The sequence below is a fragment of the Pseudomonas sp. C2.3V genome (assembly GCF_058536325.1).
In genome coordinates this window covers 374,457-396,821 of sequence record NZ_JBZUBN010000002.1, presented here as the reverse complement: position 1 = coordinate 396,821, position 22,365 = coordinate 374,457, and the positions used below count along the sequence as shown (strand labels likewise).

The following is a 22,365-nucleotide window of genomic DNA, read 5'->3' as shown; positions in this document are numbered from 1 at the left end:
GTAAAAAAGCTTTCTTCTCAAATGGGAATGAATAGCATTTGCACCAGCTTTGGAGCGGTCTCGTTTCGAGATTTGTAGAACAGGAGTTGGTCATGCTGCGTATTCCTCATTCATCCACGCGACTGAGCATCGTACTGTGTGGGGTTCTTGCCAGCCATTCCGGCCTTGCGCTTGCCCAGTATGGCTCCAGCGAGCCGGTTGAGATGGAAGCTACCACGGTTATGGGTACCGCCGAGGAAGAGGCCAGGCAGGCCTTGGGTTACTCAGTGATTACCGCAGAGGATATTGCCAGGCAACCACCGGCCAATGATCTGTCGGAGATTATCCGGCGCCAGCCCGGTGTCAATCTCACAGGCAACAGTGCCAGTGGCGCGCGCGGTAACAATCGGCAAATCGACTTGCGAGGTATGGGGCCTGAGAACACGCTGATTCTGATCGATGGCCTGCCCAGTACCTCCCGAAATGCCGTCCGCTATGGTTGGGACGGTGACCGTGATACGCGGGGTGAGACGAACTGGGTTCCAGCTGAAGAAGTCGAGCGTATCGAAATCCTGCGTGGCCCGGCGGCGGCCCGTTATGGCTCCGGTGCCATGGGTGGGGTCATCAACATCATTACCAAGCGTCCTACGGAGCAATGGCATGGCTCGATGACGTTTTATGCCCTGGAACCCGAAAGCGGCGACGAAGGCAACGGACGCCGTGCCAATTTCAACCTGAGCGGTCCGTTGACGGAAGCTTTGGCATTTCGAGTCTATGGCAATATCGCCAGGACTGATGCAGATGCTTTGAGCATCAATGAAGGACATCAGGCCTCGGAAGGCAGTGTCACGGCGGGTCGGGAAGGCGTACGCAACAAGGACATCAATGCGCTACTCAGTTGGCAACTTGATCCGCAGCAAGTCCTCGATTTTGAAACTTCCTACAGCCGCCAGGGCAACATTTATGCCGGCGATACGATGCTCAATAACTCCGGCGGCAACGATGCCTTTGTTCGAAGTCTGTATGGCCATGAAACCAATGTATTGCAGCGCTCCAGCTTTACGTTGAAGCATAAGGGAACGTGGGATTGGGGTAATTCCACACTGGGCCTTTCCTATGATTACACCCGCAACTGGCGTCTGAACGAGGGACTTTCAGGCCGTACAGAGGGTGGGCCAAGTGAGGGGGATGGCGCGTTTATGTCGCGCCTGCGCAATACCCGCGCCTTTGGCAATCTTGATCTGCCTATCGACAGCGCAATGCCGCAGGTCTTAACCATTGGCGCCGAGTATTTACACGAGTCGCTAAGTGACCCTGGTTCTCTGCGCGCTCAGTCTTCTGATCCTGAGCCTGGCCAGATAGCAGGTTTTGATCGCACCCAGACCAAGACGACAGCCAACAGCTACGCCTTTTATGTCGAAGATAATGTGCAGGTTACAGACCGGACGGTGCTGACCCCTGGACTACGCTTCGATGACCATCAGACCTATGGTGATAATTGGAGCCCAAGTCTTAACTTGTCCCATGAGATCACGGACCGACTGACGTTCAAGGGTGGGATCGCGCGTGCCTACAAAACACCGAATCTGTATCAGAGCAATCCAAACTATCTCCTGTACAGTCGTGGTAATGGCTGTACAGCGATTACGTCTGGCAACGGAGGCTGTTATCTGGTCGGTAATGAAAGCTTAAGGCCTGAGATCAGCATTAACAAGGAGCTGGGTCTGGCTTATGACGCCGGAACATGGAGAGCCAGTGCGACCTATTTCCGTAACGATTACAAAAACAAAATCGTGGGCGGAAACGAATTTATCTATCGATTGGGCGACACCGGGCCTCGTGTACTGGAGTGGGAGAACACCGGTAAGGCGGTTGTCCAAGGGGTTGAAGGCAACCTGTTCATTCCGCTGACTGATACCGTGGATTGGAACACTAACTTCACCTATATGATCGAATCCAAGGATAAGCAGACAGGCGACCCCTTGAGCATTATTCCCAAATACACCATCAACAGTACGCTGGACTGGTACGTCACTGAAAAACTCTCTGCACAGCTTAATGTTACCCATTATGGAAAGCAGGAGGCTCCTTCATACTCTCGGCGTACCAATACGGATTATGAGGCTGCTGCCCAGAAGGACATTGATCCGTATACGTTGGTAGGCGTCAGCAGTGGTTATGAGTTTAACGAGCATTACAAAGTGCGTTTTGGTGTGAATAATCTGTTCGACAAGCGCATCTATCGAGAGGGCAACGCTTCGAGCGCCGGTGCGGTTACATACAACGAGCCGGGTCGTGCGTATTTTGCTTCCTTTACCGCCTCGTTTTAATGTTATTAAATCGGGCCGCCTGGCTAACCCGCTGCCCGTGCCGTATTTCTATTGTGGAGTTGTGTCATGAAGCGTGTTGATTCCAGTATTTTCCGTCTTAGTGTTCTTTTGTGCAGTCTCGTGCTAACTACCACAGCAGGTTCGGCTTTGGCGGCTACTGTTTCCACTGCCCACGGCGAGCTGAAAACCCCGGATACACCTAAGCGGGTCGTGGTGCTGGATGAGGCGGCTATGGATACCGCGCTGGCAGTAGGTATTAAACCAGTCGCTACGCTGGCGAGTCGTGGTGGCACCAGCGTATCAAACTATCTGCAGGATCAGGCGGGGCAGCCCGCTATCGTGGGTACGGCTCGTGAAATTAATCTGGAGGCAGTTTTCAACCAGAAGCCGGACCTTATCCTGGCGCGACAGGATTTACCGCAAGAACAATATGCCAAACTTAGCCTGATTGCTCCGACGGTAGTACCAAAAGGAGGGGAGTCGTTAGCTGACTGGCGAGCCAACGCAGAGCTTTATGCCCAGGCGCTCAACCGTAGTGATGAATTGAAAAAGCAGTTCGATCAGATAGACCAGCGTGTTGCCAAATTGAAGACGCAAGTCAAACCAGGGCAAGTGTTGTCGGTTGTTCGTTGGAATCCTCAGGGACCGATGGTCATGTCGAGCCATCTCTTTGCAGGCCAGTTACTGGAGCAACTAGGCTTTGCCAGTACGCAACTGGCCTCAGAGCTCAAAGATCGTCCTCATAGCGATATCTTGAGCCTTGAGAACCTGTCAAGCGCTGATGGAGACTGGATTTTCCTGGCTACCTTGAATGAGAAGGGTGACGAGGCCTTGGAGGCTGCTCGCAAGCAGCCTGCCTTTACTCGCTTGAAGGCCGTTCAGGCGAAGCAGGTGGCCACGGTTGATGGGCAGGTGTGGAGCAGCGGGTCAGGTCCGCTGGCTGCTGAGCATGTACTGGATGACGTGGAGCGTATCGTTCTTAAATGAAGGTGTCCGCTTCGCCTCGTTTGGGTGTTCCGTTCATTGCCTGTTGTCTAACGCTGCTGGTGATTCTGCTCACCAGCTTGCTGCTTGGTGCTGGGGAAGTTTCCGTGCTCCGTAGCATCAATGTCTTGCTTGGGGGTGGGGACGATGAAGCTCGCTTTGTTGTCCTCGAGCTGCGTGGGGCGCGCACGTTACTGGGACTTCTGGTGGGTATGGCCCTTGGCGTTGGTGGAGCCGTTTTGCAAACGGCAACCCGCAATCCGCTTGCGGAGCCCGGACTCCTGGGTGTTAGCGCTGGTGCATCCTTTGCCATGGTGGTTGCCATTGCGCTCGGCGCCAGCGCAGCTACTGTCAATCTTGGCATGGCCATTACTGGAGCCATGCTTGGATGTCTGCTCGTTGTGGCGGTGACTCAAGTGCGCGGATTTGACGCCGACCCTGTTCGCTTGATCCTGGCGGGAATGGCGCTCACAGGAATTCTGGGCGCCGCCAGTACCTTACTGCTCCTGTATGACCAGCGTACTGCCGATGAAATTCGGTTTTGGGTCATTGGCGCCTTGGCAGGCAGGCCCGCAGATACCCTGTCCTGGGCGCTGCCGGGCACACTGGCAGGCCTGTTGGTCGTGGCCCCTTTGGTCAGACCCCTGGCCGCCTTGAGCTTGGGAGAGCGTATGGCCATTGGATTAGGGCATCACCCTCAATTGACCCGATTGATCGCACTACTAGGCGTTGCCATTTTAGTAGGGACTGCCACTGCAGTAGCTGGGCCTATTGGCTTTGTCGGATTGGTTGTGCCGTTCTTGGCGCGGCGAATGGTCGGGCCTGATGTCCGCCGTGTCCTTCCATTATCACTAGTCCTGGGGCCCGCGGTGCTGCTATTGGCTGATATCTTGTCGCGCCTTTTGGTCAAACCTTACGAGCTTCCCATTGGTGTTGTGACTGCCTTTATCGGTGCGCCAATTCTGATGATAGTCGTCCGTCAACATCGCCTGCCTTCATTATGACTAAACCTTTTTCATCTCCGGTAACAGCTCGGTTTTGGTGGCTACAGGCAGGCCGTCAGGTGAGTGTACTGGTATCACGGAGAGGCAGTGTCGTTGCGCTGTGCCTGACAGTGCTGTTGATCCTCATGAGCGGTATCAGCCTGGCGTATGGCGTAACCGGGCTTAATCCCTGGCTGGCGCTGAAGGCTGTCATCGGGCACGGCGATCCCATGCATTTATTTTTGATTCAAGAGCTTCGCTTTCCCCGGCTTCTGGCTGGACTTTTGACAGGGGCCGCATTCGGGTTGGGAGGGTGCATGTTACAAACCCTGGCACGTAATCGGCTTGCAACGCCCGGGGTTATTGGTATCGACAATGGTGCAACGGCCTTTGCTGTCGCTTCCATCGTTGCTGTCACGACAAGCCTTGCGCCATCAGCCCTTGCCTTGAGTGGTGCGGCAACCGCAGCGGCCATGGCGTTTGCCTTGGGTGGCGGTGCAGGCGCACGTGGGTATCGCTTCATTGTTGTTGGAATCGGAATTGGTGCATTGTTTGGCGCCTTGACCAATCTGATGCTGGCACGTTCGTCCATCGATGCGGCCAACCAGGCCTATCCCTGGACGGTTGGCAGTCTTAACGCGCGCTCTCCAGCCTCGATTCAATTGTTGGCTATTGGTTTGCTGATAGGTTTACCGCTAGCCAAGATCCTGGGGCGCACCTTAGAGGTTCTTAGATTTTCCGATTCGGTCGCAATTGGGCTAGGCGTACGGATACGCCTGGCCCGGGTACAGATCCTTATGCTAACTGTTCTGCTCACGGCGTTAGCGGTCGCGGTTGCCGGTCCTGTTGGGCTTATCGCCTTGCTGGCACCCGAAGCGGCCCGCTATCTGGTCGGACAACGCGGTGTCCCTATCGTGACCTCTGCATTAGCAGGAGCCCTTCTGATGATCCTGGCAGACTGGGTGGGAAGAACCTGGTTTGCTCCTATCGAAATTCCAGTAGGTGTAGTGACTGCTGTTATCGGCGGACCTTACCTGCTCTGGATTTTATTGCGTCAACCTGTCCGGAAGTCGTTATGAGTAGTACTGTTTCACCGTTGCTGATGGCGACTAACGAGCATTCGGTTATTTTGGAGACCCGTCTTCTCGAGCTTTCTCATGGTCAGACGACCATTATCAATGGGCTTAATCTTAGAATCCAGCCGGGGCGGGTCACCGCTATTGTAGGGCCCAATGGATGCGGGAAGTCTACGCTTCTGGCGGGTCTTGCTCGCCTGCTCAAGCCGCGTGCGGGTGCGGTTCTACTCGATGGGAAGGCCATCGGTGAGCTGCCTTCCCGGCAGGTCGCCCGACAGCTTGCACTGCTGCCCCAAGATGCCAGCGCACCGGATGGATTGACCGTATCTGACCTCATCCGCTTTGGACGGCAGCCTCATCAGGGCTTGCTAAGGCAATGGTCTACAGATGACGAAGCTGTTGTTGATGCGGCATTAAAAGCAGCGGATCTGATTGAACTGGCCGAGCGGCCGCTTGACTCGATATCGGGTGGGCAGCGCCAGCGTGCCTGGATTGCCATGGCCATTGCTCAGCAGACGCCGCTACTCCTGCTTGATGAGCCAACCTCTGCATTGGACCTTGGGCATCAACTGGAGGTATTTGAGCTGATTCGCATGCTGGCCAATGCGGGCAAGACGGTGGTCATGGTGGTACATGACCTCTCTCAGGCCTGCCGCTACGCTGATCATCTGGTCGCCATGCAGTCTGGTCGTATTATTGCTGAAGGTGTCCCGGCCGACATTGTCACCCCTGAGCTTGTTGAGACCTTATACGGCGTCCGCTGTGTTCTATTGAAGGATCCGGTTAGCGGAACACCTTTGATCGCCGGGGTCAGCCCGCGCTAATAGGACGCTCAATAGTCGTTTCTTTTCCTGAAGGCCCAGCGCCCTGCCAATAAGGTAAAGCTGGCAACCAGGATGACCAATATCCAGAAGCCGTGAGGCGCATCGGCGAGGGGGATGCCGCCCACGTTCATTCCAAAGAAACCTGCCACGATATTGATTGGCAAGGCCAGCACCGTGACCAGTGTCAGGGTGAAAAGGGTGCGGCTGGTTTGTTCATTGATCTGTGCGGCGATTTCTTCCTGAATGAGTTTGATCCGCTCAATCAGCACGGCCAAGTCGCTGATAACCAGTGAAAACTCGTCGGTCGCTGCCCGCAGCTCCCTTACATCCTCCTCCATGAGAAAGCGCGGCGGGCGATTGAGCAGCCGCATCAGGGAGTTGGGCTCTAGGGCCAGCAGGCGTTGGATTCGCACCAGGGTACGACGCATGTTGCCAAGCTCGGCGCGGTTGTCGGCAAGGCGGGTAGAAAGTAGGCGGTCTTCGATACGATCGACACTCAGGTTGGTTTCTCGAACGATCTGGGTAAGTACCTCTTCTTGGTCACGCAGCAGGTGGATTAGGAGTTCTAGCGGGGAGCGAAAACCCTCGCCCTTCTTGACCGCCGCGCGCAGGCGGTCCACCGAACGAAGCGGTTGATGCCGTACGCTGATCAGCATGCGCCGGTTGGCACAGACATACAGCGTGGCTACATCATAGGAAGCCTGTCCGAAGTTCAGGACGACATCGTTGACAACCGCGAGCAGGGTTGCATCGACATGTTCAAGACGAGTAGAGCGTGACCCTTCACTCAGGATTTCAAAAAAGTAGTCGGGCAGATCCAGGTGGGTCATCATCCAGCGTTTGCAAGCGGCATGGGCCAGGTTCAGATGCAACCAGACAAACTCGTCTCGCTCCTCTAGTCGCTCAAGTGCCTCCGTTACTCGAAGTGTGTCGATCTGTTCGCCAGGCTCGCCGGGGCGGAATATGAATCCATACAGGATTCCGGAAAGGTCAGAGTATTGCACGCCTGAAAGCAGCGATTGATCCATGCCAGCCCAAAACGGAGGAGTAATAAATCGCTGAGTAAAGCCAAAGAATATGACAAAAGGATGACGGGTGAGCGGACGTGGAACATCCTGTTGTTCGAGGGCTGGGAGAGCATGGGCTGCTCTCCCAGATCTGGCTCAGGTGACGACACGGTAGCAGGGTACATAGGGCGCGCCACCGGGCAGCTTCATCCGATGCTGGTCCACAAAGGCCTGCAACAGATGATCCAGCGGTTTCATGATGGCCGGGTCACCATGAATTGTGTAGGGACCGTATTGCTCGATCAACCGGATACCCTTGTCCTTGACGTTACCTGCCACAATGCCTGAGAACGCCCGACGCAGATTGGCGGCCAGCTCATGGGGCGGTATCTCGCGGCTCAAGGTGAGGCTCGCCATATTTTCATGGGTTGGATCGAAGGGGCGCTGGAAGCCCTCTTCAATCTTGAGCATCCAGTTGAAGTGAAAGGCATCGTTACGCTCGCGACGGAACTGTTTGACGGCTTTGAGACCTTTGGCCATTTCACGCGCCACTTCAGAGGGATCATCGATGATGATCTTGTAATGCTTTTGCGCCGCTTCGCCCAATGTGGCGCCAATGAAGGCATGTAGCTGTTCCAGGTACGGTGCAGCGCTGCTTGGGCCGGTCAGGATCACCGGAAATGGTAGGCCGGCATTTTCGGGATGCATGAGAATACCGAGCAGGTAGAGAAACTCTTCCGCCGTGCCTGCTCCACCTGGAAAGATGATGATGCCGTGGCCAACCCGTACGAAAGCCTCCAGACGCTTTTCAATGTCCGGCAGGATCACGAGTTCGTTAACGATCGGGTTGGGGGCTTCGGCGGCAATGATGCCTGGCTCGGTCAGACCCAGATAGCGACCGCCCGAGATCCGCTGCTTGGCATGGGCAATCGTGGCGCCTTTCATTGGGCCTTTCATCACGCCCGGGCCGCAACCGGTACAGATATCGAGGCTGCGTAGGCCCAATTCATGACCGACCCGCTTGGTGTACTTATATTCCTCGGTGCTGATTGAATGGCCGCCCCAACAGACAACCATCTTAGGCTCTACACCGGGTCGCAGGGTGCGGGCATTACGTAGCAGGTGGAATACGTAATCGGTAATGCCTTGCGAGGTATTCAGGTCGATCCGAACGCTTTCCAGCTCGCTTTCGGTGTAGACGATATCCCGTAGTGCACTGAACAGCATCTCACGAGTGCTGGCAATCATTTCGCCGTCGACGAAGGCATCTGCCGGTGCGTTGATCAGCTCCAGCCGTACGCCTCGATCCTGCTGATGGATGCGAACCTCAAAATCCTGATAAGCCTCAAGAATGGTCTTGGCATTATCGCTATGGGCGCCTGTGTTGAGGATCGCCAAGGCGCATTGGCGGAACAGGGTGTAGACGCTTCCTGAACCGGCAGCACTCAGTTGTTGTACTTCGCGTTGCGAAAGTGTTTCCAGGCTCCCCTTGGGGCTGACGGAGGCATTGATAACGTGTCTTGGAGCCATGCTTGATTCCTTATGACGAATACCACCACGCTAACGCGTGTAACATCAGGATGATGATCGCCGAGGCGATCGTGTAGTGCAGGGTGTTCTCTTCGGTACTGACCACCGGCGAGCTATGAAATCACAGCAATTTGTATCATTGGCTTCTCCCTGACGCGAAAAGATTCCCAACGCAAGTGGCGCATGTATCCAACTCTATCCCTTGTTCACGTGAGTTACCAATACAGGCATGACGCGGCAACTGGGTAGAATGCGGCGGTTAGTACTGAGGAAGTAGCGGTGGATCTACAACAGGGTTTCGTCCTGACCCGCCATTGGCGTGATACAGCGGCCGGTACGGAAGTAGAGTTCTGGTTGGCGACCGATCAGGGACCACGGCGGGTACGCCTGGCCATGCAGCGTTCCGTGGCATTTGTGCCGCTGGAACAGGTTGAGCCGATTCGTCGACTGATTGAGCACGAGCGGGAGGTGGAACTACGCCCGCTGGCGCTGTCCGATTTTCGTCATCGGCCAGTCCTGGGGCTTTATTGCCACCAGCATCGACAGCTGATCCAGCTTGCCAGACAGATCAAGGACGCCGGGCTGGATATCTACGAAGCGGACATCCGGCCACCCGAGCGATATCTGATGGAGCGCTTCATTACAGCACCTGTCTGGTTCACCGGTACTCCTGACGCGCACGGCGCAGTCCTGCAGGCCCAGCTCAAGCCCGCGCCTGACTACCGACCGCATTTAAAACTGGTCTCCCTGGATATCGAAACCAACGAACGAGGCGATCTGTATTGCATAGGTCTGCACGGGTGTGGCCAGCGGCAGGTCTATATGCTCGGACCCGCCAACGGTGACACCGAGGCCGTTGATTTCTGTCTGGAATACTGCCAGACACGTGCCGAGCTGATTGAGCGGCTCAATGGCTGGCTCACCTTGCATGATCCCGACGCCATTATTGGGTGGAACCTCGTACAGTTCGACCTACGCATCCTGCGGGAACATGCGCAACGCTTCGGAATGCCGCTCATGCTGGGGCGTGGTGACGAGGCCGTCGAATGGAGGGAGCAAGGGAGCGAGCATAGGCACTATTTCGTATCAGCACCGGGACGGTTGATACTCGATGGAATTGAAGCGTTGCGTTCAGCTACGTGGTCCTTTTCCTCATTCAGCCTGGAGAATGTTGCCCAGAGCCTCTTGGGCGAAGGCAAGGCCATCGATAATCCCTATCAACGGATGGCATCGATCAATCGCATGTTCGCGCAGGATAAACCTTCGCTTGCACGCTACAACCTCAAGGACTGCGAGCTGGTTACCCGCATCTTTGAAAAGACGGAGCTTCTGCCTTTCCTGTTGGAGCGAGCCAGCGTAACGGGCCTGCCGGTAGACCGTAGCGGGGGTTCGGTGGCAGCCTTTACGCACCTTTACCTGCCACTCATGCACCGGCAGGGTTTCGTGGCGCCCAATCTGGGCGAAAAGGTGCCGGAGGCGAGCCCGGGAGGGTTCGTCATGAACTCGCGGCCCGGGCTGTATGATTCTGTGCTCGTACTGGATTATAAAAGCCTGTATCCGTCGATTATTCGGACCTTTCTGATTGACCCGGTGGGGCTGGTCGAGGGGCTGCGCCAACCCGGCGATGATTACGCTGTTCCTGGTTTCAAGGGTGCGCACTTTTCCCGCACCCGGCATTGTCTGCCCGCGATGGTGGAGCGTGTGTGGGAAGGGCGTGAGGCGGCCAAGCGGGAACAGAACAAGGCGCTTTCCCAAGCGCTGAAGATCATCATGAATGCGTTTTACGGTGTATTGGGATCAAGCGGCTGTCGATTCTTCGATACCCGCCTTGCGTCATCAATCACGATGCGCGGGCATGAAATCATGCACCAGACGCGCGAGCTGATCGAGGCTCAGGGGTATACCGTCATCTACGGCGATACCGATTCGACCTTTGTCTGGCTCGGTCGTCCCCATGCCGAGGCCGAGGCTCAGCAGATAGGTCGGTCTCTTGTCCAACTCATCAATCGTTGGTGGCGCGAGCATCTACAGGAGACCTACGGCCTGGCCAGCGCCCTTGAGCTGCAGTTCGAGTCGCACTTCCATCGGTTTCTCATGCCCACCATTCGCGGTGCTGAAGAGGGCAGTAAAAAACGCTATGCGGGGTTGGTAAAAGGCGCTGACGGTACGGACGAGATGGTCTTTAAAGGGCTCGAAACGGTACGCACCGACTGGTCGCCATTGGCCCAGCGCTTTCAGCGGGAGCTTTATCTACGCATCTTCAATGCCGAGCCCTACCAGGATTACGTCCAGCGCTATGTCAGCCAGACCCTCTCAGGCGAACTGGACGAGCTGCTGGTCTATCGTAAGCGCCTGCGCCGTCGCCTGGATGACTACCAGCGCAATGTGCCACCGCATGTACGAGCGGCCCGCATGGCAGATGCTTACAACGACGAAAAAGGTCGACCGAGGCAGTACCAGAACGGCGGATGGATCAGTTACCTGATGACGAAAGCCGGCCCGGAACCGCTCGAAGCGCGTCGATCACCGGTGGATTATGACCATTACATCGAGCGCCAGCTCAAGCCCATCGCTGACGCTATCCTGCCTTTCGTGAATGACCGGTTCGCCAGGTTGATCGATGTTCAGCTGGCTCTCTTTTGATAGTAGACGCATCCATCAAGCGCTCTTTCAGGCTACCGATACGGCAAGAGGCCATAAGGTGTTTATATGAAGAGGTGAAGTGATAGGCTTGTGGTCCCGCCGCTTAACTGATCCGATAAGGAAGCATGTGATGACTGCTCAGGCACCAACGCTCTATGTGATCCGGCATGGAGAGACCGACTGGAACGTTGAGAGTCGCATGCAGGGCCGCCGAGACATACCGCTCAACGCCAAGGGTCGAGAGCAGGCACAGGCGGTGGGGGTTCTGCTCGATTGGCTGTTACCCAGTCCTGGTGCGCTGGACTTCGCTTCAAGTCCTCTGATTCGCGCCCGTGAAACAATGGAGATCGTTCGGGCCCAGCTCACGTTGCCACCCGAGCAGTATCGTGCCGACGAACGCCTTGCTGAGATTTCGTTTGGTACATGGGAGGGGCTTCGTTGGGATGAGATTGAGGGCTGCTATCCTGAGGCCTTTACCCACTGGAGAAAGGACGCCTTTAACTTCCAGTTCGAAGAGGGCGAAAGTTATGCCCAGGCCCTGCTTCGACTGGCTTATTTCCGAGAAGATCTGAAGCAAGACACCGTGCTGGTTGCCCATGCAGGCATTATCCGAACGTTGATGGCGCTATATGGGTGTATTCCATACGAACAGGCGCCACACCTGCTGATTCCGCAAGGGCAGGTACTCATGCTTCGCCCTGAATCCTTCTGCTGGCTAAAGGGAAGTCAGGCTCCCAGCGGCAACTGAGCTCTGCCATCTGCCAATGCTGAGACTAGGGGTTTTAGAACCGTGTCAGCCTATTTCCCGCTCGGTATAGCAAAAGGCTTACACGCTGTGTGCAGGGTTGGCGCTATGGCGTTCCTGTATTGCTCTGTATTCTATGCGCATCACTTGAGCACAGGATGTGCTGCATCAGATCACGGATGATTGATTAGCCAGGATGGCTGCTCTGCAGGATGCAGAGAGAGTGAGTAAAAAACCCCGCTTCGGCGGGGTTTTTGTTTTTGCGCTGAAAACATCTAGTTTTCACCAGGGCAGGCCGCCTGTAGCAGACCGCCCTGTGTGAGTGATTTAGATAAACAAGGCGAACAGCACTGCGCCAAGCACGAGGCGATAGATCACAAATGGAAGCATGCCGATTTTGTCGAGGGCCTTCAGGAACAGCTTGATGCACAGCAATGCTGAGATGAACGACAGCCCGACACCCCAGGCAATATCGACCCATTGTGCATCGGTGCCCGTCTGGATCAGTTCAACGGTCTTGAGTCCCCCGGCAGCCAGGATGAGCGGAATCGACAGTAGGAAGGAAAAACGGGCTGCTGCCTGACGCGTAAAACCAAGCAGTAGCGCTGCGGTCATGGTGATACCGGAGCGTGATGTGCCGGGAATCAGCGCTAGTGCTTGCGCCAGACCAATCACCAGGGCTGATTGCCAACTCAGGCTATCCATGTCCCGGGTACGGCTGCCTTTGGCGTCCGCCCACCACAGGATCAAGCCGAAAACGATGGTGGAGGTCGCGATTACCAAGGCTGCACGGGCATAGCTTTCGATGTAATGCTCCAGCATGAGGCCTGCCAGTGCTGCTGGAATAGTACCGATAATGATCGCCCAGCCAAGCCGGCTTTCCGGGCTCGACTGGCGCGTTACGACTTGGCGGGTCCAGCCCATGGCTGTCGCCAGAACCTCATGACGAAAGGCCAGAACCACCGCAAGAAGGGTTCCTACATGTACGGCCACATCAAAGGCGAGCCCCTGGTCCGGCCAGCCAAAGAGCTGGGAGGGTAGAATCAGGTGTGCGGAGGAGGAGACAGGTAGAAACTCGGTAATCCCTTGAATGAGTGAAAGGATTAATACGTGGAACCATTCCATTAGGTGTCCTTACTGCATAGCGGTAGCTGAGTTAAAGCTGGACACTGCTAGCCTTGCGATGCAAACACAGCAGGCAGTTGCCCAAACATGAATTGCATTGGGGGACAAAAATGGGGTTAGTTCCTTTTAAAGCTAATATGCTTTTGAGAGTGTGATTCCTTTCACTCAAAAGATCCTGTTTTTAGAATCATCCACAAAGATTAAACATTTTTTTCACGTAATTTTTACAAGTGATCTAGTAAGGCAGCATTGCCGAGTGGGTTGGCGATGGTGACGGTACTGGCTGTATCAGTCGGATAGAGAAGAAAACCAGAGGGCGAGATGGCTGTTCAAATTAGCTATGGTTGGGGCTGACAGGCAGGCGTTATTCCGGCCCGTCGATACTTGAGACGCGCCGCGATTCATATCAGGTATTGAATATGAAGTCTTCCGTGATAGGCGGAGGGGGCTACCTCTGCTCTGACGCCATATACCGAATGGATAAGCTCTGCCGTAAGCACCTCTTGCGGCCGTCCCGAGGCAATGCAGCGGCCTTTGTGTAGAACGGCCAGCGTATCGCAAAACATAGCCGCCAGGTTCAGATCATGGATGGCCAGGACGCAGGTCAGTGGAAGGCGGTGAATCAGTGAAAGCAGCTCGAGCTGATGCTGGATATCCAGATGGTTGGTCGGCTCGTCCAGCAACAGTTCGGTTGGCTCCTGGGCCAGGGCGCGCGCAATCTGTACCCGCTGGCGCTCACCACCGGAAAGCGTGTGCCAACGCTGATGCCGGCTGTTGTGCATGCCAACATGCTGTAGCGCTTGCTCCACCACTTGGTCATCCCTGGCTGTCCAGGGCGAGAGTACCGTTCGGTGAGGCGTTCTGCCCAGGCGTACCGTTTCCAGGACCGATAGGTCAGCCTCGGTCGAAGCGTGCTGCTCGACCATGGCAATTCGCCGCGCCACCGTACGGCGAGGCAGGCGGCTTACCGGGTCGTTATCCAGTGTGACGCTGCCGTCCGTAGGGGTGCGCAAGCCTGCCAGCAACCGGAGCAGCGAAGATTTTCCCGACCCATTAGGGCCGATCAGACCTATGACGCCTCCCTTGGGAATTTCCAGCGTTACGCCATCCACCAGCAGGCGACGACTCACCGACCAGGAGACGCGATGTGCAGCCAGGGTCATGGTGAGGTCCTCGTACGATACAGGATCAGCGCAAAGGCCGGCGCACCTACCAGCGCGGTCACGACCCCGATAGGCAGGACCTGATGGGGAACCAGTATGCGAGAGACGATATCCGCCAGCACGAGAAAATTGGCACCCAGCAAAATGGATGCGGGCAGAAGTCGAGTGTGCGACGGACCTACCAGAAAGCGTGCGGCATGGGGAATGACCAGGCCTACAAACCCTACCGCGCCTACAAGGCTGACCATCGTAGCGGTAATCAGTGCTGTCAGCGCAAAAAGAATCAGGCGCACGGCGATTACCGGAACACCCAGAGAGGCTGCGGTTTCTTCACCAAACGAGAACGCATCCAGCGTACGGGCAAAAAACAGACAGGCTACCAGGCCAATGCCGACCGCACCCACGGCTAGGGTGACGTCCGGCCAGCGGATACCGCCCAGACTCCCCAGGAGCCAGAACATCACGCTTCGAGCCTGCTCGGCGTTGGCGGACGTCGACACGATATACGCCGTCAGGGCGTTGAAAAGCTGGGAGCCTGCTACGCCTGCCAGCAAAATGCGGGTCGGTCCACTGTTGAGCTTTGCTGCCAGAAGCAGAACCAGTACGAAGGCCAGCACTGCACCTAGGAATGCCCCAACTGAGAGACTTAGGGTGCCGGCACCTATGCCCAGCAACATAACGACAACCGCTCCGGTAGACGCACCCGCCGAAATGCCCAGCACGTAGGGTTCGGCCAGCGCATTGCGTAGGAGAGCTTGCAGAATCGCACCGCATAATGCCAATCCGGCACCGCAAGATGCAGCGACCAGAGCGCGGCTCAGTCGATATTCCCAGACAATGCCCTGCTGAATTGGGTTAAGTGCATAGTCTCCCCAGCCCAGCCCATTGAGGATGGCCTTCAACGTAATATCGAAGGGAATCTGCATTTCTCCCAGCGATGCCGCCATTAATATCGAAACGCCCAGCGAAACCAGTGACAGCAACGCAAACAGCAGGCGCCAGGGCCTGCCGCGATCATTGGACAGCGGTTGTATCATTGGACTGGCCTGGAGTGAGACGTTTCCAGAGCATTGGAAATCGCCTCGATACCGTCCAGAACGCGCATCGAAGGATTAAGTGACTGCGCATCCACAACGATAATCTGATTATTCCGGACGGCCTTGAGCTGACGTGTTACGGGATCGCTGCGAAGAAAGGCAAGTTTTTTCTCCACATCGTCTGCCGGATAGAGGCGTCTCTCCATCCGCGTGATGACAAGCAGATCCGGATCCTGGGCGGCAATCTGCTCCCAGCTGACGCTGGGCCATTCATCGTTGCTCTGGATAACGTTATTCAGGCCGAGCACCTCTGAAATATACGCCGGGACACCCTGCTGACCGGCTACCCATGGATCACCTTCCAGGCGTGAGCTGGAAAACCAGTACACGACCGACTGAGGCATATGCTTGTGTTGCCCGGCTTGGGCAATAGCCTGCTTCAAGCGCTCATCCAACTGATGGGCCAGGGCATCCCCGCGCGCCTGGACATCAAAAATACGTGCAAGCTCGTGGATTTCCTGGGCTATTAGATCGAGCGTGAACGGTTTGGTGCGGCTACCGTCGGCATTGGACGTAGCCGTTACCTCTTTCCCCTCGCAATCGCTCGGCGCTATATAGGCAGGGATACCCAGTGACGCCAGCTGTTCGAACGTGGCCACTTCGCCATTCGGACCAACATGGTAGGTGTATTGCGCAGCGACGAAATCCGGCGATGTGTTGGCGACCGCTTCAAAGCTGGGTGCGTTATCAGCAAGCCGAGGGATCTTATCGTTATCGGCCTTGAGGCTGGTCTGAACCGGACCGAACCAGATGCCTGTTCCCACCATTCGATCAGCCAGACCCAGTGAGAGCAACAACTCTGTACTGGCCTGTCCCAGCGTAACGGCTCGCTTGGGCGAATCCGCAAAGGTCAGTGTATGTCTGCAATTTGTCACGGTAAGCGGATAGGTCGTATGGTTTTCAGCCAAGGCAACGCTGGTAAATGAGGTGACTGATACCAGAAGTAATCCCAGCAGTGGAATGAGTCGACGAGCAGGCATCGCCGATTTAACGCAAGCAAACCGCATGATATTCCTTGTAAGGGATGACACGTCCCATTAAACGCCCATGATAACCCTCAAGCCGCTATCCATGCTTGAGCCTGAATAACGTAAAGGGTTTAAGGCAGGTTCTACACTCATTCACAACGGTGCGACCAAGTAATGCTCGGCATGAAAGAGCGAAGCACGCTTCTACAATCTACTGTGGTGTCCGATCAGTTGGTTGCCTGATCGTCTGTCCAGTCCCCAAAAGGATCGGGCCAAGTACGCCAGACGTGCGACCTTAGTGCAAACTCCTGATCGGTTAGCAGGCAACAGTCAAGCTCATTCTTCAATAGGTTGAAGTCCACATTCTGACCGATAAACACGAGTTCCTGGCGGCAGTCACCTACCTCCGGGTTCCAGCAAGCCATGATGCTCGCCAGGCTTTCTTCATCCTGAGGCCAGGACGTTTTAGGGACGAAGCGCCACCATTGGCCCGCCGGGCCATGGCGCATAAGCCCTCCCGCCTGAGACCAGCTACCGGCTTCTTCTGGCTTGGAGGCCAGCCAGAAGTATCCTTTGGAGCGAAGCAGTCGCCCGTTATGCCAATCCTGATTCAGAAAGTCGAAGAAACGTTGGGGATGAAAGGGGCGGCGTGCCTTATAGGACGTAGAGGCAATGCCATACTCCTGCGTTTCAGGAATATGCTCGCCACGCATTTCCTTGAGCCAGCCCGGCGCATGTGCGGCGCGTTCAAAATCGAAAAGGCCGGTGTTGAGAATCATATCCAGTGGGACGTCACCCATTACCATTGAATGAATACGGGCATGCGTATTGAGTCGCTTCAGAATCGCAACGAGTTCTTCACGTTCGGCCTGGCTGATCAGGTCTATCTTGCTGATCAGAATGACGTCTGCAAACTCTACCTGCTCAATCAGCAAGTCGGTAATGGAGCGCTCATCATCGTCACCCAACGTCTCACCGCGCGAAGCCAGGCTGTCGGCATTCTGGTAATCCTGCAGAAAGTTGACACCATCTACAACGGTGACCAATGTGTCGAGCCGTGCGAGATCGGCAAGGCTGGTACCCTGTTCGTCTCGGAAGGTAAACGTCTCGGCAACCGGAAGCGGCTCGGAAATGCCAGTCGACTCGATGAGCAGGTAGTCGAAGCGGCCTTCGCGTGCCAAGCGGCTGACCTCTTCAAGCAGGTCTTCACGCAGCGTACAACAGATGCAGCCGTTGCTCATTTCGATCAGTTTTTCTTCCGCGCGATTGAGGCTGACGTCACGTTGCACTTCGCTTCCGTCGATATTGACTTCGCTCATGTCGTTAACGATGACCGCAACCCGCCGGTTTTTACGGTTTTTAAGGATATGGTTCAGCAAGGTGCTCTTGCCGGCACCCAGAAAGCCGGACAGTACCGTTACAGGCAGTGAAGAAAGATAAGGGGAGGGATCAATCCTGGCGGACATGGCGTTCACGTTGTTCCTGTCGTTGCTTGGCTTCGATACAAAGGGTGGCCGTCGGGCGTAGCAGGAGCCGGCCAAGGCCTATAGGCTCACCCGTTTCCTCGCACCAGCCGTAGGTACCTTGAGCCAAGCGATCGAGAGCGGCGTCGATCTTGTCGATCAGCTTTTTCTGGCGCTCCAGTTGGCGTAGCTGCCACTGCTGCTGCTCTTCCCGGGTGGCGATGTCTGCGGCATCTGCAGAATACTCAAACGTTCGTAGTGCCTGGAATTCGGCATCGATCTGGCGAGACAACTCTTTCCGTTCGGTCTCCAGCCGCTGTTTGAAAAAAGCCTGTTGGGCTTCACTCATATAGGCTTCTACAGGTTGTGCCATGAGCTCATGCTCGTTCATAAGAAATAACCTATAAATGTTATAACATAACAATACAATATCGTTTAGGACGAATCAATGCTTCTCCAGCTGTGCCTTTTACAGTAGCGAGATCAGTTAGGCCGAGCTACGCAGCCAGTCTATAAGTGTAACCACGCACCTGAAGGGGATTAAAAGTCAACGTGCCCCAACCGATCCGTTGGGGCAGTGAGGGATTCAGTTGAAATGAACAGGCTTTGTGTCTGCCTGAGGCTCCTCAGGCGCCCATAGTTCGGTAGCCCATTGAGCGCATATCTGACGGGTGAATGGCTGAGGGTGGGAGACGGCATAACCCTGTACATAATCCACCTCGAGCACTTTCAAGGCCTCGATAATGGCGGAAGTCTCTGCAAATTCGGCAATGGTGCGTTTGCCGGTGAGATGACCCAAACGATTGATCACATCAACAGTGGCTCGGTCGACCGGATCTTCCAGCAGGTTTTTCACAAAGCTGCCATCGATCTTGAGGTAGTCCACCGGCAAATGTTTGAGGTATGTGAACGAAGACATCCCTGCGCCAAAATCATCCAGAGAGAAGCGAAAACCCAACTCTCTTAGGGTCTCGATAAACGTACGTGCGGCATTGAGGTTGGCTATGGCGTGGGTTTCGGTAATTTCAAAGCAGATCCGGTTGGGCGTAACTGCGTGCAGGGCCAAACGATCCTGAATGTAATCGATCAGGGACATATCGCCCAATGACGAGCCTGACAGGTTAATGGCGCATACGCTTAACAGCTTCGGCGGCAAGGTGGCGCAGATAGCAAAGGCCTCGTTGATGACCCAACGATCCAATAACCCCATGAGGCCGTAGCGTTCGGCAGCAGGAATGAACGCGAACGGGCCTATCAGCGTGCCTTGTTCATCGTGAAGCCGGAGCAGGACCTCGACATGGCGATCATGTGCAGTCTGTGGGCCAACTCCATAGATAGCCTGGGCGTACAGACAGAAGCGATCCTCGTCCAGCGCCTTGTGAATTCGCTGCACCCAGGTCATTTCGCCCTGACGCTGGGTCATTTCCTTATCATCATAGGTGTAGACCTGGATCCGGTTGCGGCCTTTGTCCTTGGCGGCATAGCAGGCAAGATCCGCCATGCGCAGGGCATCTTCACTACTGAGTTCCCGGCCACCCAGATGGACGATACCGATGCTCAGGCCCACCTTGAAGGATTGGCCTGCTGCCTGGAAGTCCTGACTGCGGGCCAGCAGCCGCAAGCGCTCGGCAAGGGACTCGGCAGCCTCAGGGGTGCAGTTTTCCAGCAGTACACCAAACTCATCGCCCCCCAGTCTTGCCAACGTGTCGTTGGCATCCAAGAGGCTTTGAAGGGAGGTGCAGAGCTGCAGCAGCAGGCGGTCGCCCTGAAAGTGGCCGGTGGTGTCATTGACGATCTTGAACTGGTCTACATCGAAAAAAAGCAGAGACGCGTGCTTGTCCTGTGTGTTTTTCAGCAGCAGTGTTAGTCGCCGCTCGAACTCGCGTCGGTTAAGCAACCCTGTCAAAGGGTCGTGAGCGGCCTGCCATGCCAGCTGATCAAGGTATTCCCGTTCGCGAGTCCGGTCATGCAACACCAGGACAGCGCCCGCCTGTCCATTCACCTGTCCCAATGGAGCGCTGGCAAGGGCAACGGGAAGTGACTTGCCGTTACTGCAGCGCAAGGTGTAGTGCGTGGTTACGTCGCTGGATTGCCATTCGCCTGCAAATAGCCGAGTGCTGACAGGCGCTGGGACTAAGGAGCCACTGTCTTCAGTCTGGATATCCAGTAGCTCATCGACAGACTTTCCTACAGCTGCTTCCGCTGTATGACCAATCAGGCGCGCCGCGGCCGGATTGAGATATTCCAGACGCCCATTGGCATTGACTGCCATAACGGCATCGACGATAGAGGCGAGGATAATCTGTGCCCGTTCTTTCTCTTTTTGAAGTGCCCGCTCGAACGCGCGGCGCTGCATGACCAGCGTATGCATCCGCCAGGTCGTCAGGCCCACCAGCAGCAGCGCAGTTCCCAAATTGATAAGGAGCAGGACGTGAATGAAGTGACGTGAGGCTTCCCCTAGCACACGAGAAAAGGCAATGGTTTCCGGCAGCATACGGTTATGCAGCATGAGCAATTGTTGCTTCCAGTGCTCACGGTTCCGCAGCGACGCGTCCGCTGAGCGGGCGTACACCGTTTGAGCCAAAGCCTGAAGCTCATCCATATGAGGGTCGGTCACATGCCAGTGATTGATAACTTGCCGAAGTGGATCGACAGTATGAGCCCAGCGAAACAGGCGGATCATACCCGGCATATCAGCAGGGTGATTGCCCGCCGCAACCAGCAGTCTATAAGCCTCTTCAGGATTGCCACGTGCCGCTAGCAGGTCACGCGCCTGCCGATCGAGCTGATTGACCTTGAAGTAGTCCAGAAACATCTGGTAGTGGCTCGGCTCGCCCGTATCGATGTAAGTGTTTAACGCCAGCATGGCGTTGCCCAGGCTTTTGCTCCATAAGCTCTCAGCCGTCACATAGCCTCTGACAGTCGACAGCAGATTCAGACTGGCAACAGCCACCAGCGCCTGCAGGCAGACGATGAAGATAAAGGGCCATACGACTCGATGAGTACGTTGGCTGGTGGCTTTCGAACGTTTGAACATGAAACCTTTCCAGCAATGCCATAAGTGGCAGTTTGATGAAAAGGTATCGGCGGAAGGTGCGTTTAACTGTTGCCGGATTTACGGGTTTTTACAAAAAAAAGCGAACCGCTGGAGGACGGCTCGCTAAAGAAAACAGCAGGAACAGGTGTGTCAGTTCAATACACGTTGCCGCGGTGCAAACAGACGGCCACCAAACACATTGACTGCTAGGCCCCCCATGACCAGCAGGGCACCGACCAGTTGGAACGGCGTGAGCTGCTCATCCAGAAATACAGCTGCCGAAGCGATACCGATAATTGGCACCAGCAGCGAAAACGGTGCAACCTGGCTTGCCGGATAACGCGAGAGCAGACGGCTCCACAGGCAGTAGCCCAGCAAAGTAGCAACGAAGGCCAGATAAACGACCGCCAGAATCGATGACGTGCTGATCCCTTGCAGGGCGCTTACTATCCGGTCAGGACCTTCAAGCCAGTACGACAGTAGGTAAAAGGGGATCGGTGGAACAATGCTGCCCCATACGACCAGTCCCAGCATATCGACCTGACCAATACGCTTGGTGACGATATTTCCCATCCCCCACATGGCGGCCGCGCAGAGGGTGAGGACAAATCCCAATACGCTCAGGTTACCGCCACTTTCCATCCCAATGAAAATCAGCCCACCTGCAGCAATGATAAGGCCGATGAGGTTCTGGGGGCGGAAGCGCTCGCCCAGAAAAAGAACGGCCATCAGCAACGTAAAAAATGCCTGAGCTTGAAGTACCAGAGAGGCAAGACCTGCGGGCATACCCACATACATGGCCGAAAACAAGAAGGAAAACTGGCCCAATGAAATGGTAGCGCCGTAGGCCAATAACCATTTCCATGAAATGGCGGGTCGCTTGACGAAGAAAACTACCGGTAAGGCAGCCAGGGTAAAGCGCAGCGCGCCAAGCAGCATGGGAGGTACGCCATGCAGTCCGATCTTGATAACCACGAAATTAAGACCCCACGCCACGATGACGACCAGGGCTAGAAGCAGATCCTTAGGGGACATGTGCAACCCGTTATCCAGATGAGGCAGCCGCAGGCTGCGAAATAAAGCCGGTCTGGCATCCCTGACTGGCCCCATGGTTTGTACCTTAGGCGGTAACACCTTGTAACTATAGATACAGCTGGATGAATTTCAGGGCGAACAGTAAGGGGAGAGCGCCTGGTATTCGTGTCGTTGCACGCCGTGCTCTGGCTGATTGCGTCCAATACCCGTTTCGTTTTATTGGTGTGTTCGACACGCTGCGCATGGCTAGGCGAAACTTTGACCCTGCGAGCTGCGTATGCCTACACCTTCCCGCATTATTTGCTTTGAGCTTATCTGATTTAAAAACCGGGTAGCGGCGCTAAGCGAGACTTGATAACTACTTCTAGGCCATTAG

Annotated in this window: 17 protein-coding genes; 7 read left to right on the top strand and 10 right to left on the bottom strand. The window is 55.5% G+C overall.

What is annotated here, in order from left to right; translation table 11 throughout:
* Nucleotides 1-92 precede the first annotated feature (92 nt).
* The 5 genes from AC4LF3_RS21620 (at nt 93) to AC4LF3_RS21600 (ending at nt 6,176) form a co-directional block, all read left to right on the top strand.
* Nucleotides 93-2,309, top strand: a complete 2,217-nt coding sequence (locus AC4LF3_RS21620) for a TonB-dependent siderophore receptor (protein WP_286786775.1) — start codon at nt 93-95, stop codon at nt 2,307-2,309.
* Nucleotides 2,310-2,375: 66 nt separating this feature from the next.
* Nucleotides 2,376-3,296: an ABC transporter substrate-binding protein gene (locus tag AC4LF3_RS21615; protein WP_019364542.1), complete on the top strand. Its 921-nt coding sequence runs from the start codon at nt 2,376-2,378 to the stop codon at nt 3,294-3,296.
* Entirely contained in the window at nt 3,293-4,297 is a 1,005-nt protein-coding gene (locus tag AC4LF3_RS21610) for a FecCD family ABC transporter permease (RefSeq protein WP_010798945.1), read from the top strand. The genes AC4LF3_RS21615 and AC4LF3_RS21610 overlap by 4 nt, the downstream gene beginning before the upstream one ends.
* On the top strand, nt 4,294-5,355 hold the full coding sequence (locus AC4LF3_RS21605) for a FecCD family ABC transporter permease (protein WP_286786777.1): 1,062 nt from the start codon (nt 4,294-4,296) through the stop codon (nt 5,353-5,355). The genes AC4LF3_RS21610 and AC4LF3_RS21605 overlap by 4 nt, the downstream gene beginning before the upstream one ends.
* On the top strand, nt 5,352-6,176 hold the full coding sequence (locus tag AC4LF3_RS21600; protein WP_491836704.1) for an ABC transporter ATP-binding protein: 825 nt from the start codon (nt 5,352-5,354) through the stop codon (nt 6,174-6,176). The genes AC4LF3_RS21605 and AC4LF3_RS21600 overlap by 4 nt, the downstream gene beginning before the upstream one ends.
* Nucleotides 6,177-6,184: 8 nt before the next feature.
* Here AC4LF3_RS21600 and AC4LF3_RS21595 read toward each other — a convergent pair whose 3' ends face one another.
* Complete coding sequence (locus tag AC4LF3_RS21595) at nt 6,185-7,204, bottom strand: transporter (protein ID WP_010798948.1); 1,020 nt, start codon at nt 7,202-7,204, stop codon at nt 6,185-6,187.
* 135 nt (nt 7,205-7,339) lie between these two features.
* Nucleotides 7,340-8,713: a nucleotide 5'-monophosphate nucleosidase PpnN gene (gene ppnN, locus AC4LF3_RS21590; RefSeq protein WP_010798949.1), complete on the bottom strand. Its 1,374-nt coding sequence runs from the start codon at nt 8,711-8,713 to the stop codon at nt 7,340-7,342.
* Between the two features lie 279 nt (nt 8,714-8,992).
* On the opposite strand from ppnN, the gene AC4LF3_RS21585 reads away from it, so the two are divergent.
* Nucleotides 8,993-11,356, top strand: a complete 2,364-nt coding sequence (locus AC4LF3_RS21585; RefSeq protein ID WP_491836703.1) for a DNA polymerase II — start codon at nt 8,993-8,995, stop codon at nt 11,354-11,356.
* 130 nt (nt 11,357-11,486) lie between these two features.
* Nucleotides 11,487-12,104: a histidine phosphatase family protein gene (locus tag AC4LF3_RS21580; protein WP_289926393.1), complete on the top strand. Its 618-nt coding sequence runs from the start codon at nt 11,487-11,489 to the stop codon at nt 12,102-12,104.
* A 324-nt stretch (nt 12,105-12,428) separates the two neighbouring features.
* Here AC4LF3_RS21580 and AC4LF3_RS21575 read toward each other — a convergent pair whose 3' ends face one another.
* From AC4LF3_RS21575 to AC4LF3_RS21540, 8 genes are all read right to left on the bottom strand, one after another.
* On the bottom strand, nt 12,429-13,226 hold the full coding sequence (locus AC4LF3_RS21575) for an undecaprenyl-diphosphate phosphatase (protein ID WP_074828313.1): 798 nt from the start codon (nt 13,224-13,226) through the stop codon (nt 12,429-12,431).
* A gap of 401 nt (nt 13,227-13,627) precedes the next feature.
* Nucleotides 13,628-14,389 carry an ABC transporter ATP-binding protein gene (locus AC4LF3_RS21570; RefSeq protein WP_010798953.1) on the bottom strand — a complete coding sequence of 254 codons (762 nt, stop codon included), beginning with the start codon at nt 14,387-14,389 and terminating at the stop codon, nt 13,628-13,630.
* Complete coding sequence (locus AC4LF3_RS21565) at nt 14,386-15,426, bottom strand: FecCD family ABC transporter permease (RefSeq protein ID WP_010798954.1); 1,041 nt, start codon at nt 15,424-15,426, stop codon at nt 14,386-14,388. The genes AC4LF3_RS21570 and AC4LF3_RS21565 overlap by 4 nt, the downstream gene beginning before the upstream one ends.
* A complete protein-coding gene (locus tag AC4LF3_RS21560; RefSeq protein ID WP_409438661.1) occupies nt 15,423-16,493 on the bottom strand; it encodes an ABC transporter substrate-binding protein in 1,071 nt (356 codons plus the stop codon). Before AC4LF3_RS21560 ends, AC4LF3_RS21565 begins: the two co-directional genes overlap by 4 nt.
* Before the next feature lie 188 nt (nt 16,494-16,681).
* Entirely contained in the window at nt 16,682-17,920 is a 1,239-nt protein-coding gene (gene zigA, locus AC4LF3_RS21555) for a zinc metallochaperone GTPase ZigA (protein ID WP_491836702.1), read from the bottom strand.
* The gene (dksA, locus tag AC4LF3_RS21550) at nt 17,904-18,308 is read right to left on the bottom strand and encodes an RNA polymerase-binding protein DksA (RefSeq protein WP_404628458.1); all 405 of its coding nucleotides are present in this window, start codon (nt 18,306-18,308) and stop codon (nt 17,904-17,906) included. Before dksA ends, zigA begins: the two co-directional genes overlap by 17 nt.
* Nucleotides 18,309-18,503: 195 nt before the next feature.
* Nucleotides 18,504-20,954: an EAL domain-containing protein gene (locus tag AC4LF3_RS21545; RefSeq protein ID WP_491836701.1), complete on the bottom strand. Its 2,451-nt coding sequence runs from the start codon at nt 20,952-20,954 to the stop codon at nt 18,504-18,506.
* A 150-nt stretch (nt 20,955-21,104) separates the two neighbouring features.
* A complete protein-coding gene (locus tag AC4LF3_RS21540) occupies nt 21,105-21,989 on the bottom strand; it encodes an EamA family transporter (protein WP_491836853.1) in 885 nt (294 codons plus the stop codon).
* Between the last annotated feature and the right edge of the window lie 376 nt (nt 21,990-22,365).

What these genes read in the sequence shown, in the direction of transcription:
- AC4LF3_RS21620 (WP_286786775.1), top strand. Translation starts at nt 93, where the DNA reads ATGCTGCGTATTCCTCATTCATCCACGCGACTGAGCATCGTACTGTGT.
- AC4LF3_RS21615 (WP_019364542.1), top strand. Translation starts at nt 2,376, where the DNA reads ATGAAGCGTGTTGATTCCAGTATTTTCCGTCTTAGTGTTCTTTTGTGC.
- AC4LF3_RS21610 (WP_010798945.1), top strand. Translation starts at nt 3,293, where the DNA reads ATGAAGGTGTCCGCTTCGCCTCGTTTGGGTGTTCCGTTCATTGCCTGT.
- AC4LF3_RS21605 (WP_286786777.1), top strand. Translation starts at nt 4,294, where the DNA reads ATGACTAAACCTTTTTCATCTCCGGTAACAGCTCGGTTTTGGTGGCTA.
- AC4LF3_RS21600 (WP_491836704.1), top strand. Translation starts at nt 5,352, where the DNA reads ATGAGTAGTACTGTTTCACCGTTGCTGATGGCGACTAACGAGCATTCG.
- AC4LF3_RS21595 (WP_010798948.1), bottom strand. Translation starts at nt 7,204, where the DNA reads ATGGATCAATCGCTGCTTTCAGGCGTGCAATACTCTGACCTTTCCGGA.
- ppnN (WP_010798949.1), bottom strand. Translation starts at nt 8,713, where the DNA reads ATGGCTCCAAGACACGTTATCAATGCCTCCGTCAGCCCCAAGGGGAGC.
- AC4LF3_RS21580 (WP_289926393.1), top strand. Translation starts at nt 11,487, where the DNA reads ATGACTGCTCAGGCACCAACGCTCTATGTGATCCGGCATGGAGAGACC.
- AC4LF3_RS21575 (WP_074828313.1), bottom strand. Translation starts at nt 13,226, where the DNA reads ATGGAATGGTTCCACGTATTAATCCTTTCACTCATTCAAGGGATTACC.
- AC4LF3_RS21570 (WP_010798953.1), bottom strand. Translation starts at nt 14,389, where the DNA reads ATGACCCTGGCTGCACATCGCGTCTCCTGGTCGGTGAGTCGTCGCCTG.
- AC4LF3_RS21565 (WP_010798954.1), bottom strand. Translation starts at nt 15,426, where the DNA reads ATGATACAACCGCTGTCCAATGATCGCGGCAGGCCCTGGCGCCTGCTG.
- AC4LF3_RS21560 (WP_409438661.1), bottom strand. Translation starts at nt 16,493, where the DNA reads ATGCGGTTTGCTTGCGTTAAATCGGCGATGCCTGCTCGTCGACTCATT.
- zigA (WP_491836702.1), bottom strand. Translation starts at nt 17,920, where the DNA reads ATGTCCGCCAGGATTGATCCCTCCCCTTATCTTTCTTCACTGCCTGTA.
- dksA (WP_404628458.1), bottom strand. Translation starts at nt 18,308, where the DNA reads ATGAACGAGCATGAGCTCATGGCACAACCTGTAGAAGCCTATATGAGT.
- AC4LF3_RS21545 (WP_491836701.1), bottom strand. Translation starts at nt 20,954, where the DNA reads ATGTTCAAACGTTCGAAAGCCACCAGCCAACGTACTCATCGAGTCGTA.
- AC4LF3_RS21540 (WP_491836853.1), bottom strand. Translation starts at nt 21,989, where the DNA reads ATGTCCCCTAAGGATCTGCTTCTAGCCCTGGTCGTCATCGTGGCGTGG.